We start from the raw sequence: 17534 nt of genomic DNA on the forward strand, positions 1-17534 counted from the left end.
GGGCAGGACGGGCAGGACTGTGCCGGGCCGGCGGTGAGAGATGATCGACCGATGACGGATCCGAAGGAGACAGCGAGGGCGGCGGGGCCGGCGAGGCCGGCGGAACCGGCGGAATCGCCGGATGCGGCCCGCCCCCGGCGCCGCGACCCCGTCGCCGTGTCGAGGTTCGTGGAGGGCTTCGCCGCGCAGCTCGTCGAGGCCGGGATGCAGCGGATGCCGGCCCGGGTCTTCGCCGCGCTGCTCTCCTCCGACCCGGGCACCCTGACCTCCGCCGAACTCGGCGAGCAGCTCCAGGTCAGCCCGGCCGCCGTCTCCGGGGCCGTGCGCTACCTCGCCCAGCAGCACATGGTCTCGCGCGAGCGGGAACCCGGCTCACGGCGCGAGCGGTACCGGGTGCACGGCGACCAGTGGTACAAGGCGCTCACCAGCCGCGAGACGGTCATCAGGCGCTGGGAGGCGGCCCTTCGCGAGGGCGTGGACAGCCTCGGCGCCGACTCCCCGGCGGGCCGCCGCATGGCCGAGACCCTCGCGTTCTTCGAATTCCTCGACGGTGAGATCACGGCCATGATGGAACGCTGGCAGGTCCACCGGGAGGAGAGATTCGGCGGACGCTGAGCGGGGAGCCGGGACGAGCCCCGTCCCGGAGGCCGGACCGCACCTACTCCTACTCCTACTTCTACTTTGCCGGCAGCGTCAGCCCCCACGCCGACTCCAGGACCGTCCACGTCCGGGTCCGTACCGGACCCGACTCCACCGCGTCGGCGCGATAGCGGAAGTGGGCGCCCGAGACGGTCACCGTGCGGCCCACCGCCGTCAGGGGCCCGCGCCGCACCCCGGCCGGGTCCGGCAGCGGCCGTACCTCCACCTCGGCCACCCCCGCCGCGCCCGGCGTCAGCGACACCCCTTCGACCTCCTGGTCCAGGTCGACCAGGACGACCCCGTCGACCTCCACCCGCAGCCTGGCCGGGCCGCCCCCGAGGGGCAGCGCGGTCCGCGCCGGCCGGGCCGGCGCCAGCGTGCGGACCAGGGACTGGCACGTCCGCAGCCAGGGGCGACCGTGCGGACCGGCCGCCCCGCCGTCCGCCCCGCCGTCCGGGCCGCCGCCCGTCCGGTGGCCGCCCCGCGCCGGCACCGGCGGAATGCCCACCGTCCCCAGCACCACCCCGTCGCTGTCGTCCACGAGCAGGTCCAGCCGCCGTTCCGCCCCGTCGAGGACCGCCCGCGCCGCGGCCACCGCGCCCGTCGGCACGCCGAGCGCGCGGGCGAGCCCGAGCGCCGGACCGACCGGTACCAGCGACAGCGCGCACGCCGTCAGCTCCCGCTGCCGGTGCAGCAGGGACACCGCCCGCAGCAGCGCCCGGTCGTCACCGATCAGCACCGGCCGCCGCGACCCCCGTCGGCCGAGGACCCGGGCGAACTCCTCCGGCCCCTCAGGAAGGCACACCTTGGTGTGCGCGGCACCCGCGCTGAGCACGTCCTTCGCGATCCGCACGGACTCGCCGTCCGCGCGACGGGCGACCGGATCGATGACCACCAGGAGCTGATCGGACGTCGCGAAAGTCGCCACCTCGGCCCTGCCTCGCTTCCTCGGGTAGCATCTTTGTGCAAGAGCCCCTTGCGCTATTGCGCCAGGGGCTTCGTCTATTCCGGGGCATCCGGTCCGACGGTGGCGGCCAACGACGGCCGCGGTGCACGCGGTACAACAATTCTCCGCGTGCGCCCTCGACCTTGGACATGCCCCGCCCGGAAGGGGTGTACGCGCGTGCCCGCACTTGTGCTGCTCGGTGCTCAGTGGGGTGACGAAGGCAAGGGAAAGGCGACGGACCTGCTTGGCGGATCCGTCGACTATGTGGTGCGCTACCAGGGCGGCAACAACGCCGGCCACACGGTAGTCGTGGGCGATCAGAAGTACGCCCTCCACCTGCTCCCTTCCGGGATTCTCTCCCCCGGCTGCACGCCGGTCATCGGCAACGGAGTCGTCGTCGACCCGTCGGTCCTGTTCTCCGAGCTGAGCGGGCTGAACGAGCGTGGCGTCGACACGTCCAAGCTCCTGATCAGCGGCAACGCCCACATCATCACGCCGTACAACGTCACCGTCGACAAGGTGACCGAGCGCTTCCTCGGCAAGCGCAAGATCGGCACCACCGGGCGCGGCATCGGCCCGACCTACGCGGACAAGATCAACCGCGTCGGTATCCGCGTCCAGGACCTCTACGACGAGTCGATCCTCACCCAGAAGGTCGAGGCGGCGCTCGACGCCAAGAACCAGATGCTCACCAAGCTCTACAACCGGCGTGCCATCGCCGTGGAGCAGGTGGTCGAGGAGCTGCTGGGCTACGCGGAGAAGCTCCGCCCGTACGTCGCCGACACCGTCCTGCTCCTCAACCAGGCGCTCGACGACGACAAGGTGGTCCTCTTCGAGGGCGGCCAGGGCACGCTCCTGGACATCGACCACGGCACGTACCCCTTCGTCACCTCGTCCAACCCGACCGCGGGCGGCGCCTGCACCGGCGCCGGCGTGGGCCCGACGAAGATCAGCCGGGTCATCGGCATCCTCAAGGCGTACACGACCCGGGTCGGCGCCGGCCCGTTCCCGACCGAGCTGTTCGACGAGGACGGCGAGGCGCTGCGCCGCATCGGCGGCGAGCGGGGCGTGACCACCGGCCGCGACCGCCGCTGCGGCTGGTTCGACGCGGTGATCGCCCGCTACGCGACCCGGGTCAACGGCCTGACCGACTTCTTCCTCACCAAGCTCGACGTGCTCACGGGCTGGGAGGAGATCCCGGTCTGCGTGGCGTACGAGATCGACGGCAAGCGCGTCGAGGAGCTGCCGTACTCGCAGTCCGACTTCCACCACGCGACGCCGGTCTACGAGACCCTGCCGGGCTGGTCCGAGGACATCACCAAGGCGAAGTCCTTCTCCGACCTGCCGAAGAACGCGCGGAACTACGTCAAGGCGCTGGAGGAGATGTCCGGCGCCCCGATCTCCGCGATCGGCGTGGGCCCGGGCCGGGACGAGACGATCGAGATCAACTCGTTCCTGTAGGCCAGTCGCCGCGACCGCTGCCGTTCGGCCCCCGCCAAGGGGCGTCGGCCGCGGTCGCGGTGTCGTATCGGACCACAAGGCCAAAGGTCGAGGCCAAGGCCAAGACCAAGGCAAAGCCAAGGTCAAGGCCAGGGCCGAGGCCGAGGTCAACTGAAGACGATCATCGACCCCTGCGCCAGGCTCCGCGTGGCCGCCGCGTGCAGCCCCAGCCAGACGTGCCGCTCGCGCGCGAAGGGACTGGGATCGTACGGCGGCGCGGTGGCCGGTTCCTCCAGCTCGGTCGGGCCGGGCGGCGGTTGCGGGGCGGCCGGGGGGTTGGCCGGGTCTATGCCGAGGGCCGGGGCGACCGTCTCCAGCTCCCGCAGCAGACCGTGCGCGGAGCCCAACGGGCCGCCACCGGCGAGGAGTTCGTCGTCGGAGAGCGGGTGCGGGAAGTCGACGGGGACGTAGGCACCGGCGTGGTCGTAGTGCCAGACCAGATGCGACTGCTGGGCCGTCGCCTCGAACATCTCCAGCAACTGCTCGTAGTCACCGCCCAGTTCGTCCACCGGCGTCACCGGCAGCCCGCACACCTGGAGCAGGTAGGCCCGACGCAGGAAGTGCAGGGCGTCGTAGTCGAAGCCGGCCACCGGGGCGACCTCGCCGGACAGGCCCGGCATGTACTGGTACACCGGCACCGGCGGCAGTCCGGCCGCGCCGAGCACCTTGTCGTATTGCGCGAGTTCCTCGGCGAACGGGTTGTCCGGGGTATGGCACAAGACGTCGACGAGCGGGACCAGCCACAGGTCACAGGCCAAAAGAGGGCTCCTCACACAGCACGATGGTCAGGGCAGGGTAGTCGGTGCGTCGCGAGGGCGGCTTCCCCCGCGGGGGACTTCGTGCCCATCCCCTACCCACCAGCGCGCCCGCGATCCCGTGCGGTACCGGTCATCCAGGCCCGCGGTGCGCCCCCTGCGCGCCGGGGAGCCGCGCCGCCCGCGGGCCGGGAGCCGGGCCGCCTACGCGCCGGCGAGCCGTTCGATGACGGCGACGGAGTGCGCGTTGTACGCGGCGAGGACCGAGCGGGCGGCCTCGGCGTCGCGGGCGACGAGGGCGTCGACCAGCTCGGTGTGCCCGGACCACAGGACCCCGCGCAGGTCACCGGCGCGGCGCAGGTACTGCACCGTGCAGACCCAGCCCTGGACGCGCAGCCGGTGCAGGAAACCGGAGAGGTAGGGGTTGCCGAACAGGGTGCCCAGTTCGCGCCAGAACCGCAGGTCGTACCCGATGAGCACGGTGAGGTCGCCGGCGGTGGCCGCGCGCTGCGCCTCCTCGCCGCGCCGCCGGACCCCGGCGAGGGCGGCGGTGCGCCGGGCGCCGTCCAGGGGCGCGGCACCCTCTCCGCAGGCGGCGATCGCGTGGAACATGCCGTCGGTGACCAGGCGGCGGGCCTCGACCATGCCCCGGAAGTCGGCGACCGAGTACTCGTGGACGCGGAAGCCGCGGTGGTGGTCGGCGTCGAGCAGCCCTTGCGCGGACAGGTCGACGAGCGCCTCGCGGACCGGCGTCGCGGAGACCCCGTACTGCTCGGCTATCTCCTTGACCGTGAACTCCTGCCCCGGCTGGAGCCGCCCGGCCAGTACCTCGTCGCGGAGCGCGTCGGCGATCTGCCGCCGCAGGGTGCTGCGCGTCACGGCACCGGTGCCGCTGGGGGCGGGCATGGTCGGGCGTCTCCTCGTCACGTCGGGCGGGGCGGGGCGGGGCGGGGTGCGCGTGGCGTGTGGCGTGCGGCGTGCGCGGAAGTGTGGCGTGTGCGGATGCGGGGCGTGTGGCGTGTGCGGATGTGGGGCGTGTGCGGATGTGGGGCGTGCGCGTACATGTCTACGAGCACGCCACCTTACGCGTTCACCTCCCGGCGCCTGCCCGCTCGCGGGCAGGGGTCACCCCGTGTGCTCGTCGGCGACGGACAGTGCCGCGTCCAGGGCCGCCAGCCCCTCCTTCAGCTCCGCCTCGCTCACATTGCACGGCGGGACCACATGGGTGCGGTTCATGTTCACGAAGGGCCACAGCCCGTGCGCCTTCGCGGCGGCGGCGAACGCGGCCATCGGCGCGTTGGCCTCACCGGTCGCGTTGTACGGCACCAGCGGCTCGCGCGTCTCGCGGTCCCGCACCAGCTCCAGCGCCCAGAACATGCCGACGCCGCGCACCTCGCCCACGCTCGGGTGGCGCCCGGCCAGCTCGCGCAGCGCCGGCCCGACCACATGCTCGCCGAGCCGGGCCGCGTTCTCCACCACCCCCTCCTCGGCCATCACCCCGAGGGTGGCGACGGCGGCGGCGCAGGCCAGCGGGTGCCCGGAGTACGTCAGCCCGCCCGGGTAGGGCCGCTTCGCGAAGGTCTCGGCGATCTCGCCGGAGATCGCGACGCCGCCGAGCGGCACGTAACCCGAGTTCACGCCCTTGGCGAAGGTCAGCAGGTCGGGGACGACGTCGTACAGGTCCGCCGCGAACCACTCGCCGGTCCGGCCGAACCCGGCCATCACCTCGTCGAGGACGAGGACGATCCCGTACTTGTCGCAGATCTCGCGGACCCCGGCGAGGTAACCGGCCGGCGGCGGCATGATGCCCGCCGTCCCCGGGATCGTCTCCAGGATGATCGCGGCGACCGTCCCCGGTCCCTCGAAGACGAGCGTCGTCTCCAGGTGCTCCAGCGCCCGCGCGCACTCCTGTTCCTCGGTCTCGGCGTAGAAACGGGAGCGGTAGAGGAAGGGCGCCCAGAAGTGGACGACACCGGCCGTGCCGGTGTCGGAGGCCCAGCGGCGCGGGTCACCGGTGACGTTGATCGCCGTCTGCGTACCGCCGTGGTACGAGCGGTACGCCGACAGCACCTTGGGCCGTCCGGTGTGCAGCCTCGCCATGCGCAGGGCGTGCTCGACGGCGTCCGCGCCCGCGTTGGTGAAGAAGATCTTGTCCAGGTCGCCGGGGGTCCGCTCGGCGATCAGCCGCGCCGCCTCCGAGCGCGCCTCCAGGGCGAACGCGGGCGCGAACGTCGTCAGCCGCGCCGCCTGCTCCTGGATCGCGGCGACGACCTTCGGGTGCTGGTAGCCGATGTTGGTGAAGACGAGCCCGCTGGTGAAGTCGAGATAGCGCCGGCCGTCGTAGTCCCAGAAGTACGACCCCTCGGCGCCGGCCACGGCGAGCGGGTCGATCAGCTCCTGCGCCGACCAGGAGTGGAACACGTGGGCCCGGTCGGCGGCCTTCACCGCGGCACCGGCCCGCTCGTCGGGCCGGGCGTTCGGCCGGGGGTCCGGCTGGGCGTCGGGCTGGGGCTCGGGCTGGAGGTCGGGCTGGAGGTCGGTCTGAGGGGTCATGCGGCCGAGAGTAAAGCTCCGCGATACGGAAGTGGTACCGGCGTCCTGTCGGGCGGCGAGCCCTTTCCACGACAGGGTGTCGAACCCGTTCCGCCCGCCGTCGCCGCCACCGCTGATCCTGTTACGGAACCGTAGACGCCGTACGGTCCACCGGCCGACGGCCCCGCACTATTCTCGGCCTGTTGCTCACGTTCGGGGGGAAGGCGGCGCGACGATGGAGAAGCTCGCGGCGGGCGATCCGCGGCGCATCGGCGTCTACCGGCTGCTGGGGCGGCTCGGGGCCGGCGGCATGGGACACGTCTACCTGGCCCGGTCGGACCGGGGCCGCACGGTCGCCGTGAAGCTGGTGCGCGAGGAACTGGCCCGGCGGGAGGAGTTCCGGGAACGGTTCCGGCAGGAGGTACGGGCCGCCCGGCGGGTCGGCGGCCACTGGACCGCGCCCGTGCTGGACGCCGACACCGAGGCCGCCGTGCCGTGGGTCGCCACCGGATACGTCGCCGGGCCCAGCCTCCAGCAGGTCGTCGGCCACGACCACGGGGCGCTGCCCGAACGCTCGGTGCGTATTCTCGCGGCCGGGCTGGCCCACGCGCTGCGGGACATCCACGCCGCCGGGATCGTGCACCGCGACCTCAAGCCGTCCAACGTGCTGGTCACCATCGACGGCCCCCGGGTCATCGACTTCGGGATCGCGCGGGCCCTGCGGACGGTGACCGACGGCGCTCTCACCCGGACCGGCGCGCTCATCGGCTCGCCCGGCTTCATGGCGCCGGAACAGGTTCGCGGCGACCGGGTCACCCCCGCCTGCGACGTCTTCTGCCTCGGCTCGGTGCTCGCCTACGCCGCCAGCGGCAAGCTGCCCTTCGGTACGGCCGACAGCGGAATGCACGCCCTGATGTTCCGCATCGCCCAGGAGGAACCCGACCTGGACGGCGTCCCCGAGGGCATCGCCGACCTGGTCCGCGACTGCCTGCGCAAGAACCCCGCCGCCCGCCCGGACCTGGACGCGGTCCTGGCCCGCACCGGTGCGCAGGACACCGTCGCCGACGGCCGCTCCCGCGAACCGTGGCTGCCGGGGATTCTGGTGGCCCAGCTCGGACGGCACGCGGTGCGGCTGCTCGACACGGAGGACCCCGAGCACCCGACGGCACCGGCAGGAGGCGCCCCGACCACCGTGCCCGCGGCCCCGCCCGCCGCCGCGTCGCCCCCCGCGCCCCCCGCGCCCCCGGCCGGACCGGCCGGATCGGCCGGATCGGCCGGATCGGCCGGACCCGGTTTCGGCGGCGGCACCCCGCTGAACCACTTCCCCACGGTGGTCGCCGGGCAGGGACCGCCCCCGGCACCCCCCGCCGCCTACGGCCCCCCGTCGTGCGCCTCCACTCCCGGCCTCGGCCCTGGCCCTGGCTCCGGTCCTGGCTCCGGTCCCGGTCCCGGCCGCTTCTACGGCGCACCGCCGGAGCCGTCCCGTACGGGCCGTTCCACCGCCTCCACCGCGCTGCTGATCGTCGTCGCCCTGGTCGTCGCGCTCGCCGCCGGCGGCACCGTCTACGCGCTGATGGACGGCGACCGAGACGGCGGCGACGGCGGCCGGCAGGCGAGCGGCGACCCCACCGCCACCTCCACGTCCGGCCAAGCCACACCGTCCACCGACGCCGGAACGACCACCCCGGCGGCCGGCGAGGGCGCGATCCCCGCGGCGTACCTCGGCACCTGGACCGCCACCCTCGACAACGCCGCCGGCTCGCACACCCGGCGGCTGACCGTGCGGCAGGGCGAGGTCGGCGACACCGTCCTCTCCCTGGTCGCCGACGGCAGCGGTTACCACTGCGTCTTCCAGGCCGAACTGACCGCCGACCCCGGCGCCGCCGGCCCCCTGCGGATGGGCCCGTCCGACGTCTCCGTGGGCGAGCCCCGCGCCTCCTGCACCCCGGGCGCCGCGTCCCAGATCGTCCTCCTGCCGGACGGCAGGCTGGAGCGCGTGAACACCGACAATGGCGAGCAGCTCACCTACACCCGGGAGTGACTCCGGTGGGTGGCCCCGGGGACCGAGCTGAACGCCGGGCGAACAACCGTGGCCGCGCGTGAACATCCGGCGACACGCCACCCGCCCCCCTCTCGCACAGCCGTACGGTGTCCGGACGATCGGACGATCGGATCGAACGCTCATCGGCGGGGGCGCCCACAGTGGAGTGGCTGAGCGCGGAGAACACGGTGGCCGTGGCGACGGCGGTGCTCGGCATCATCGCCTCGGGCCTCATGCTCTGGGTCGAACGCCGGGTACCGCGCCGCAAGCGGATCGGCTACCGGGTGCAGATGGACAACCCGATCGGGGACGACGCCCGTTCCGGCCGCCTCAACCGCCGCCTCGGCCTCTTCGAGGAGACGCCGGGGATGACGGACGCGACCCTCGTCCTGCTGCGGGTCGAGAACGACGGCTCCCAGAGCATCGACCGCGACGACTACACGGGCCCCGAGGTGCACGGACTGACCGCCGTGTTCGCCGACCGCACCATCGCGGGCGTCTCGGTCACCCAGCCGGCGGACACCGACCACCTGATGGACCACTTCACCGCCGCCCGCGGCTTCGGTTACGAGGGCAACACGCTGCACATCCCCCGAGTACCGCTCAACCACGGCCAGAACTTCAAACTCCTCGTCCTGCTCACCGGCGGCGAGGTGGGCCGGGCGATCCGGCTGACCGGCGGCCTCCGGGACGGCGAGGTCCACCCCAACCGCAGTGCCACCCCGGACGACACCCCGCCCCTGTTCGGCCGCGCCGCCCGGGCCATCACCGTCCTGCTCACGGTCTGCGTGGTCGTCCTGGCCGGGCTGGTCGTCGCCCAGGACGACACCCCGTCCCCCATCGGCTGCGAGGGCGGCACCCTCACCCTCACCGGCTCCACGGCCTTCGAACCGGTACTGGAGGAGGTCGCCGACAAGTACGAGCGGGACTGCGCGCGGGAAGAGGCCCGCATCGAGGTGGAGACCCGCGGTTCCACGTCCGGTGTGCGGGACCTGGCGGAGGCCGGCGCGCACGCGAAGAACGGCTCGCCGCCGCTGGTGGCGCTCTCCGACGGCCCCAAGCCGGGCGGCCTGTCCGCCCTGCGCGAGAACCGGGTGGCGGTGTCGGTCTTCGCCCTGGTGGTCAACGACGGCGTACGGCTGCCCGCGGACAACCTCTCCACGGCGGACGTACGACGCCTCTACAACGGTCAGATCACCAACTGGGCGGAGGTCGGCGGCCCCGACCTCCAGGTCCGGCTGGTCAGCCGGGACGCCTTCTCGGGCACCCGGCAGGTCTTCCAGCGCCGGGTGCTGGGCCGGGGCGAGATCGCCAACTCCTCCCTCGACTGCCGCCGCAAGGACGACCCGGCGATCTCCTTCGTCCGCTGCGAACTCGACTCCACCGGACAAGTCCTCCGGACCGTCGCCGACCTGCCCGGCGCGATCGGCTACAGCGAACTCAACCTGGCCGGCCGCGCGGACGGCGTACGCCGCCTCAGCCTGGACGGCGAACCCCCGTCCGTCGACGCCATCGAGCGCGGCACGAACTCCTACCCGTACCGCGAGATCGAGTACGCCTACACCTACGGCCGCCCCCCGGCGGACTCCCTGGCCTCCAGCTTCCTCACCTACCTCACCCGGGGCAACGGCCAGGACGTGGTCCGCACCCACGGCCACGTCCCCTGCTGGACCCCGGCGGGCCTGAAGCTCTGCGCGGACGCCGGGTAGCCGCAGCACCCCGGCCCACCGGGACGCGGAAGGTCACCGCGCCTCCGGCGGCCGCTGGCGCGGCATGTTCGGCCGCGAGGCCCCCGGCGGTACCCCGAACCGCCCTTGCACCAACGCCCCCTCGGTCCGCCCCGAACCCCCCGTGCCCGCCTGGACCGCCAGCGGGGCCGGCCCCGTACGGAACTCCACCATCCAGTCCGCCGTCTCCGCCCGCACCAGCTCCGTCACTTCCTCGGAGAACCTCCGCAGCACCAGCAGACACCGCTCGGCGGCCTCCCCGGCCGTCCCCTCGGCGGGCCCCAGCACCTCCCGCACACTCTCCGACGCCCAGTCGAACTGCAGCGCCTGCAGCCGCCGCTGCACCGCCTGCGCGGTGGCCACGTCGCGCATCCACCCCGACGTCACGCCGAAGTAGCGGTCCCCGGCCACACACGCCACCCCCAGCAGCAGCGCCAGATACCCCCAGGCCGCGCCCCCGCCCACCACGCCCGCCATGTCCAGCAGCGGCAGCGCCGCCCCCGTGACCGCCCCCGCCACCGCCCCGCTGCGCAGCAGCCGCGCCCCGCGCCGCTTCCACAGCCGGTCCGCGAGATACCAGTCCGCCGTCTCCAGGGCGCCCCGCTCCACCCACCGGTACAGCTCGTCCAGCCGTTCGGCCGGCAGCCCCCAGTCCCCGAGCGGGAACGCCCGCCCCGTCAGATCCCCCGGCGCCCCGACCCCCGGCCGCCACCACCGGGCCGACCCCTCGCCGCCCCGCCCGTCCCGCCCGTCCCGCGGCGGCACCTCGGGCTGCATCTCCGGCTGACCCACCCGGCACTCCCCACCGATCGACTGACCAACTGATCACGGTGCGTGACGACTCCGTCGCGCGCGTGTCACACCCGAGGCTGACGCGCCGCGTCCTTCCTACCGCCCAACGGGTGGCGAACGCCCGGATACCGCCGCTTTTCCGCCCGGAAGAGGGTGCTGATCAGGTATAGGGATCACCCCGGTCTCACTCGAAAGAGTGCTGGAGCGAGGGCCGCCCGGACCACGTAGGCTCGTCCCGAACGGTAAAAACCCATAACGGAACCCGCAGCGAAACCCCTAGCGGAACCCGCGGCGACAGGAGCTGATCGTGATCCCCGGTGGTGGCCAGCCCAACATGCAGCAGTTGCTCCAGCAGGCCCAGAAGATGCAGCAGGATCTGGCGAGGGCCCAGGAGGAACTGGCGCGGACGGAGGTCGACGGCCAGGCCGGCGGCGGCCTGGTGAAGGCCACCGTCACCGGCTCCGGCGAACTGCGCAACCTCGTGATCGACCCCCGGGCGGTGGACCCGGAGGACACCGAGACCCTCGCCGACCTGGTCGTCGCCGCCGTCCAGGCCGCCAACGAGAACGCCCAGGCGCTCCAGCAGCAGAAGCTCGGGCCGCTGGCCCAGGGCCTCGGCGGCGGCGGCACCGGCATCCCGGGCCTGCCTTTCTAAGACGGCCCGCCCCCCTCTACCGTACGTACCGAAGGAACCTGCGAAACCGAACCCAGGAAGGACGGCAGTCCGTTGTACGAAGGCGTGGTCCAGGACCTCATCGACGAACTGGGGCGGCTCCCCGGCGTCGGTCCCAAGAGCGCGCAGCGGATCGCCTTCCACATCCTCCAGGCGGAGCCCACGGACGTACGGCGCCTCGCCCACGCCCTCACGGAGGTCAAGGCGAAGGTCCGCTTCTGCGCGGTCTGCGGCAACATCGCGCAGGAGGAGCACTGCAACATCTGCCGCGACACCCGCCGCGACCGCGCCGTCATCTGCGTGGTGGAGGAACCCAAGGACGTCGTGGCCATCGAGCGCACGCGGGAGTTCCGCGGCCGGTACCACGTGCTCGGCGGCGCGATCAGCCCCATCGACGGCGTCGGACCCGACGACCTGCGCATCCGCGAGCTGCTCGCCCGCCTGGCCGACGGCACGGTCACGGAGCTGATCCTGGCGACGGACCCGAATCTGGAGGGCGAGGCCACGGCCACGTACCTCGCCCGCATGATCAAGCCCATGGGCCTCAAGGTCACCCGCCTGGCCAGCGGCCTCCCGGTGGGCGGCGACCTGGAATACGCGGACGAGGTGACTCTCGGCCGTGCCTTCGAGGGGAGACGACTCCTAGATGTCTGACGCCACGCTGCACGCGACCGACATGAACCCCGACGACTTCGCCGTCCAGATCGCCGACCAGGTCGAGAGCTTCCTGGTCGCGATCACGGAGGTCGCCAAGGGCGACGAACCCGCCTCGGTGGTGCCCTTCCTCCTGCTGGAGGTCTCCCAGCTCCTGCTGGCGGGCGGCCGGCTGGGCGCCCACGAGGACATCGTCCCCGACGAGCGCTACGAGCCCGACCCGGGCCCGGAGCTGGACGTGGACCAACTCCGCGAGAACCTCGCCCGCCTCCTGGACCCCATCGACGTCTACTCCGAGGTCTTCGACCCGTACGAGCCCCGTAAGGCGCCCGTCGCGGCCCGCATCTCGGACGACCTGACCGACGTCGTCAGCGACCTGCGCCACGGCATGGTGCACTACCGGGCCGGCCGCACCACGGAAGCCCTGTGGTGGTGGCAGTTCTCCTACTTCTCCAACTGGGGCTCCACGGCCTCCGCGGCCCTGCGCGCCCTGCAGTCGGTCATCGCCCACGTCCGCCTCGACCAGCCGCTGGCCGAACTCGACGGCCTCGACACCGACCAGGACCTGGAGGACGACGCCCTGGAGGCCGAGGCCGGCCGCGTCATGGTCGAGGAGATCGCGGCCCCGCTGGGTCTGCGCCCGGTCAAGTAGCCGGAAGCTCCGCTCCGGGCTCCAGGACGAGGCCGGGGACGTCGGACAGGGCGGCCAGTACGGCGTCGCGCAGGGGCCGGAGGTCGACACCGAGGTGCCGCAGCCGGTCGAGGAGCCCCTCGGCGGCCCCCCACACGCGGACCAGGCGGACGAAGTCCGGAAAGGGCTCGGCCAGTGCGAGCAGCCGCCCGGACCGAGCGCGGAGCGGGGCGGCGGCGTCGCACAGCCGAATGTCCACGGCGTCCACGGAGCTCACCTCGCCCCCCTGGACGGTCAGGCCCAGGCGGGACACCAGCTCCGCGACCTCACCGAGGGGCAGCGAGAGACTCTCTGACGCGTGGATGACCTGGTACAGGGGGATCGGGCCGGCACCGTCGAGGTCGAGTTCCATGGTCATCAAGCGGCTCAGCGGGCTGTTCTCGTCCGTCAGCGCGGGCCATCTGACGGCTCGCGTCTCCAGGCCGTACCGCGCCACCCGGCCGGCGATCTCCTCGGGTGCGACCGCGAGCGCCTGCGCGGTGCGCAGGACCAGGCCGACCGGTACCGGCTGCCCTGCGTCGAGCCGGGAGTAGCGCGCCTCCCCCAGGAAGAGCAGGTCGCTGTGGCGGGCCGACGGGGGCATGGGGGTGTCCGGGGGTACGAGGCCGTACAGACGCAGTCGCGTCACCACCGCGGCGGGTGCCAGTCCGGTCAGCAGGGACGCCTCGACGATCTCCGCGAGAGAGACGACCGCACCCGCCTCCCGCCACGGAGCGGCACCGCTGAGGGCCTCGCTCAGCAGCACGATGTCCGCCGTCTTGGGAGAAGGGGGTACGGGCGGAGCGGTGAAGCCCAGCGCCCCGATCCGCGTTGCCGCCTCCTGGACCGCGACGCCCTGACGGGACGCGGTCCGAAGGAGCAGCCCCGGGGGTACGGCCCGCCGCCCGACGTGGTCCCAGTCGGCACAGGTCCACCCGTGCGCCTCGTACTCCCGGAGGACGTCCGTGGTCAGACCTTCCTGGGCGGCGGAGAGCCACACCTCGAACCCGAGGGCCCGCAGGTCCTGGGCCACCTTTCCCGGCGGGCGGTTCAGCTCCAGGGCCTTCTCGAATACGTGGACGGGGGGGACGGGCCGGGACGTGTGCCGTGCGGCGGAGGGGCGTAGCGCCGTCCTGCGGCCGATGAGCGCAAGCGTCTCCTCGGGGCGCTCCGCCACGCGGTCGTCACCCCTCACCGTGCAGCCGAAGGCGCGGAGCGTGGCGGCGGCGGTGCGGATGCCGAGGCCCAGGCGCGAGTGCGCGTCGATCAGGTGCTGCGGCGGCACCGGGGTGCCGGCGTCGAGCCAGGGACTCCGGCCGTCCAGGTGGACGCTCAGCAGGCGGAGGGTGAGTTCGTCCGCGTCCTCCGCCGACGGAGCGAGATCCGGGACGGTGAACCCGAAGGTCCGCATCCGCGCCGCAGCCTCACCCAGGCTGATGCCGAACTCGTGCTGTGCCTTGAGGAGGTGGCCGGGCGGCACGGTGCGGCGGGTGGCGAGGGAGCGGCTGCTGTCCCGGAAGTCGATGCCGGTCAGGTCGCTGCTGAGCAGTGCTCTGCCGGTCTCGTCGATCTCCGGATCGCCCTGGGGCCGAGGTGGCACCGGCAGCCGCAGCTCTGTCATGCGGGCCATGGCATCCCGGTACCGGAGCCCCCGGGTCCTCGCGACGAGGGCGACGAACGCGGGGGTGTTCCGCAGCTTGTCCTGATGGTGACGGGGCCACGGCCCGGGGGGTCCGTCCGTCCTCTTCGTCGCGCGCAGCAGCGCGTCGGAGGGAAGGGCGGGCAGTACCCGCCGCACTCGGTCCAGCTCCGGGACGAGTTCGGTCAGGGCGGTCAGGGTGGGGCTCGGGCGGTGAGCCAGCAGTCGCCAGAGGCGGGTGGCATCGTCCGCGGCCAGGTACGGGCCTCGCCGCGTCCTCATGCTCCCGCCCTCCTCCAGGAGGTCCCGCCCGCTGAGGATGTCCGGGTCCGGGGGGAAGAACCCCGTGCCGGCCACGGACGCCGTGCGCCCTTCCGTCTCCAGTGCGTAGCCGCCGGCCCCGGCGGCCTCCGTCACCAGGTCGGCGAGGCGAGGACTGTGATTCGCGACCTCCGTGAGCCAGGCGCGGTTCAGGAGCGGGGGATCGGCGGTCAGGAGGGCCGGCAGCGCGGCTTGGACGAGGCGCTCGATGTCCGCGCACACGTCGGGGTCGAGGATCTCACCGCGGTCCACCGACAGCCGCCGGGGCCGAGTGGCTCCCGTGAGATTCACGATCACGCCCCGCAGGGCGCCGGTACCCCCCAGCCTGTTCAGGATCGCCTGCCGTACCCGTGGCTCGCAGTGGATGCCGTCGACAAGCACCCCTCCTCCGTGGCGGCACCAGACGACATGGCCGTCGGCTCTGTCACGGCCGGCGGACCAGGGCACGAACCGGCCGTGTGCGTGGTACCCCTCGGAGCGGATGCCCAGGGCCTCCCGGGGCCGGGGCTCGCCGGCGTCCCAGGACGCTTCGAGGGTGTGGTGCCGCGCGGTCGTGGTGAACTCCGAGAAGCCGAGCAGCCTGCGCAGTTCCCGGACGCAGGAGGGCGCCTTGTCCCCGTCCCGCAGATAGAGCCGGACGGTCGTCCCGATGGTCCCCGGGCGACCGGTGGGCCGTACCCGGAAGTAGTGCCCGGGTCCGGTGATCAGCACCGAGATCTCCCGCAGCCGCCCCGCCACGGCGTCCATGTGGCACGTCGTCACCCGGATCTCGTCGGCGAGCATGAAGTAACTGAGGACCCCGATGCCGAAGCGGCTGTTGGGGTGCATGGTGACCCCACGGCTCTGCCACTCCTGCCGTTCCTCCTGGTACCGGGGCAGATCCGTGAAGCGGATGCCCGCCTGGGAGAAGACCTCCGACAGGGTCAGCTCGTCCATGCCGACGCCGTTGTCCCGGCACTCCAGGTAGTGCCTGCCCTCCTCCTCGTCCCACCCCTGTACGAACTCGATCCGCCCCGGGTAGGAGCTGTGCGGGTCCGCCGCCTGCGACCGGGCCCGCCGGTAGCGGCAGGCGTCCAGCGCGTTCTGGTACAGCTCGCGGACGGCCAGCGACCGGTCGCGGTAGAGGTTCTCGCCCATGAGGAGTTCCTGCACGCGTTCCTCGTCGATCCGGAAGCGGATGACGCCCCCGACCGCGACCGGGCGTCCGGTCGCGTCCACCTCGCGGACGTCGTCGGCCCGGGTGTAGACCGGCAGCTCACCGAAGTCCGCGGCGCCGGCGTGCCGTACCGAACGCAACAACGGTTCGAGCCCCCGCACGTGCTCGGTGAGCGCGGCCACCGCCGCCGGGTGGGAACAGGACGCCTTGAGGGCGACACCGTCCCGTGCGAACTGCCAGGACGCCGCCTCCGCGGTGGCGAGGAAGGCGCCGAGGTCCAGCGCGTCGGGAATGCCGACGTGCCGGACGATCACCGAGGACAGATCCGCGGCCTCGATCGCCATGCGGTGCGCGAGGGCGAACAGCGGCCCCACCAGGCGCTCGCGTACGCACTGGAAGTCCCGCCCGCGGAAGTCGAGGTCGAAGGGGTCCTCCCGCAGATGATCGGCGCGGGCGGGGTCGAAGAGTTCGAACGGTCCCGTGTGCGCGCAGGACAGCAGACGGGACACCAGGGCGGGATCGAGGACGACGCGCAGCTCCTCAAGAGGACCGGTGGGGCCGTCCAGTACGGACAACAGCTCACCGATCCGGCCCGGCTGCCGCTTCGCCCACTGGTGGAACAGCCACCACCCGATCTCCGTCCGCCCGTCCGCGCGGTCCTTCAAACCGCCCAGCTCAGCGCGGCGAGTGAGCCGTTCGTGCGCGCGCAGCACCACCTCGTACATGCGCCGCAGTTCGCCGGGCGACGCCTGCTGACCCAGGTCGGTCGGTTCCACATGGCGCAGTTCGAGGGCGGTGCGGGCCCGGTGGGTCTGGTACAGAAACGGCAGCAACGCGGAGACGGCCGCCTCGGCCGGCTCCAGGAAGCCGTCCGTACGGCTCCACAGGTGGTGGACGAGCTTGTTGCCACGCCCGGAGATCCGCCGCCCCAGGTTCCGGTCGAGCCACGGGTCGTCGCCGAGCGCCTCGCGGGTCTCTTCGTAGGCCCTGGCGAGCCGGTCGGCGAACGCACGCGTCTGGGACCGCAGCGCCTCGGCCCGCTCCGCGTCGCCCGGCTTCACCAGACCCCAGACCGACGCGCCCGCCGCCTCCTCGGCCCAGTCCGGCCGGAGGGGCGCGGGCGGCGGCGCGGCCGTCTCCCGCACCGGGCGCGGCTTCGCCCCGGTGCGGCGTTCCCGGCGCGCTTCCCGCGCCATCCGCTGCCACTGGGACCAGGACGGGAAGGCCGGGGCGGGATCGCGTCGTCGCTGCCGGGCGAGGTGGTGGAGAGCGGTGAGGAACAGCTTCAGCTCCGGCTCGGCCCGGGGGATGGTCCGCCTCGCCACCCAGTCCGCGACGGTGTTGTCGGACGGCACCCGCTGGTCGCGTTCCGCCTCCCGTTTCATCGCGGCGCGGACGGCCGCCGCCTGGGGCTCCTCCGCCAGCCGCACCAGCCGGGCCAGCGCCGTCCAGTAGTCGAGCGGTTCCGTCATGGCTCCCGATCCCCGTA

At 73.1% G+C, this 17534-nt stretch carries 13 protein-coding genes; 7 read left to right on the forward strand and 6 right to left on the reverse strand.

The features are described 5' to 3' along the window. Nucleotides 1–51 precede the first annotated feature (51 nt). On the forward strand, nt 52–615 hold the full coding sequence (locus ABEB00_RS12530; protein WP_345619492.1) for a GbsR/MarR family transcriptional regulator: 564 nt from the start codon (nt 52–54) through the stop codon (nt 613–615). Nucleotides 616–676: 61 nt separating this feature from the next. Here ABEB00_RS12530 and ABEB00_RS12535 read toward each other — a convergent pair whose 3' ends face one another. Further along, nucleotides 677–1567, reverse strand: a complete 891-nt coding sequence (locus ABEB00_RS12535) for a diacylglycerol kinase (RefSeq protein WP_345619493.1) — start codon at nt 1565–1567, stop codon at nt 677–679. 195 nt (nt 1568–1762) lie between these two features. Between ABEB00_RS12535 and ABEB00_RS12540 the strand changes: the two genes are divergently transcribed. Beyond that, nucleotides 1763–3046 carry an adenylosuccinate synthase gene (locus tag ABEB00_RS12540; protein ID WP_345619494.1) on the forward strand — a complete coding sequence of 428 codons (1284 nt, stop codon included), beginning with the start codon at nt 1763–1765 and terminating at the stop codon, nt 3044–3046. Nucleotides 3047–3192: 146 nt separating this feature from the next. Here the strand turns inward: ABEB00_RS12540 and ABEB00_RS12545 are convergent, their stop codons facing one another. From ABEB00_RS12545 to ABEB00_RS12555, 3 genes are all read right to left on the reverse strand, one after another. After that, nucleotides 3193–3843, reverse strand: coding sequence for a hypothetical protein (locus ABEB00_RS12545; protein WP_345619495.1), 651 nt, complete (start codon nt 3841–3843; stop codon nt 3193–3195). A gap of 201 nt (nt 3844–4044) precedes the next feature. Continuing rightward, a complete protein-coding gene (locus ABEB00_RS12550; protein WP_345619496.1) occupies nt 4045–4746 on the reverse strand; it encodes a GntR family transcriptional regulator in 702 nt (233 codons plus the stop codon). 219 nt (nt 4747–4965) lie between these two features. After that, on the reverse strand, nt 4966–6393 hold the full coding sequence (locus ABEB00_RS12555; RefSeq protein ID WP_345619497.1) for an aspartate aminotransferase family protein: 1428 nt from the start codon (nt 6391–6393) through the stop codon (nt 4966–4968). Nucleotides 6394–6607: 214 nt separating this feature from the next. Here ABEB00_RS12555 and ABEB00_RS12560 point away from each other — a divergent pair, with 214 nt between their 5' ends. Both ABEB00_RS12560 and ABEB00_RS12565 read left to right on the forward strand, forming a co-directional pair. Next, nucleotides 6608–8413, forward strand: a complete 1806-nt coding sequence (locus ABEB00_RS12560; RefSeq protein WP_345619498.1) for a serine/threonine-protein kinase — start codon at nt 6608–6610, stop codon at nt 8411–8413. A 161-nt stretch (nt 8414–8574) separates the two neighbouring features. Beyond that, nucleotides 8575–10122 (forward strand): substrate-binding domain-containing protein, encoded by a 1548-nt coding sequence (locus tag ABEB00_RS12565; RefSeq protein ID WP_345619499.1) that lies wholly within the window; start codon nt 8575–8577, stop codon nt 10120–10122. 33 nt (nt 10123–10155) lie between these two features. On the opposite strand, the gene ABEB00_RS12570 is transcribed toward ABEB00_RS12565, so the two are convergent. After that, on the reverse strand, nt 10156–10932 hold the full coding sequence (locus ABEB00_RS12570; protein WP_345619501.1) for an SLATT domain-containing protein: 777 nt from the start codon (nt 10930–10932) through the stop codon (nt 10156–10158). Between the two features lie 307 nt (nt 10933–11239). On the opposite strand from ABEB00_RS12570, the gene ABEB00_RS12575 reads away from it, so the two are divergent. The 3 genes from ABEB00_RS12575 to ABEB00_RS12585 all read left to right on the forward strand — a co-directional run bounded on the left by ABEB00_RS12575 (nt 11240) and on the right by ABEB00_RS12585 (nt 12911). Beyond that, nucleotides 11240–11587, forward strand: a complete 348-nt coding sequence (locus ABEB00_RS12575) for a YbaB/EbfC family nucleoid-associated protein (protein ID WP_345619502.1) — start codon at nt 11240–11242, stop codon at nt 11585–11587. A 72-nt stretch (nt 11588–11659) separates the two neighbouring features. Then, nucleotides 11660–12259: a recombination mediator RecR gene (gene recR, locus ABEB00_RS12580; protein WP_345619503.1), complete on the forward strand. Its 600-nt coding sequence runs from the start codon at nt 11660–11662 to the stop codon at nt 12257–12259. Then, the gene (locus ABEB00_RS12585) at nt 12252–12911 is read left to right on the forward strand and encodes a DUF5063 domain-containing protein (RefSeq protein WP_345619504.1); all 660 of its coding nucleotides are present in this window, start codon (nt 12252–12254) and stop codon (nt 12909–12911) included. Before recR ends, ABEB00_RS12585 begins: the two co-directional genes overlap by 8 nt. Here the strand turns inward: ABEB00_RS12585 and ABEB00_RS12590 are convergent. Beyond that, complete coding sequence (locus ABEB00_RS12590; protein WP_345619506.1) at nt 12904–17517, reverse strand: wHTH domain-containing protein; 4614 nt, start codon at nt 17515–17517, stop codon at nt 12904–12906. The genes ABEB00_RS12585 and ABEB00_RS12590 overlap by 8 nt on opposite strands. Between the last annotated feature and the right edge of the window lie 17 nt (nt 17518–17534).

It is taken from the genome of Streptomyces ziwulingensis (assembly GCF_039542605.1).
GTDB classification, from domain to species: domain Bacteria; phylum Actinomycetota; class Actinomycetes; order Streptomycetales; family Streptomycetaceae; genus Streptomyces; species Streptomyces ziwulingensis.

Bases quoted from the DNA above. Each gene is read 5' to 3' on its own strand.
- ABEB00_RS12530 (WP_345619492.1), top strand. From the start codon at position 52: ATGACGGATCCGAAGGAGACAGCGAGGGCGGCGGGGCCGGCGAGGCCG.
- ABEB00_RS12550 (WP_345619496.1), bottom strand. From the start codon at position 4,746: ATGCCCGCCCCCAGCGGCACCGGTGCCGTGACGCGCAGCACCCTGCGG.
- ABEB00_RS12555 (WP_345619497.1), bottom strand. From the start codon at position 6,393: ATGACCCCTCAGACCGACCTCCAGCCCGACCTCCAGCCCGAGCCCCAG.
- ABEB00_RS12560 (WP_345619498.1), top strand. From the start codon at position 6,608: ATGGAGAAGCTCGCGGCGGGCGATCCGCGGCGCATCGGCGTCTACCGG.
- ABEB00_RS12585 (WP_345619504.1), top strand. From the start codon at position 12,252: ATGTCTGACGCCACGCTGCACGCGACCGACATGAACCCCGACGACTTC.
- ABEB00_RS12590 (WP_345619506.1), bottom strand. From the start codon at position 17,517: ATGACGGAACCGCTCGACTACTGGACGGCGCTGGCCCGGCTGGTGCGG.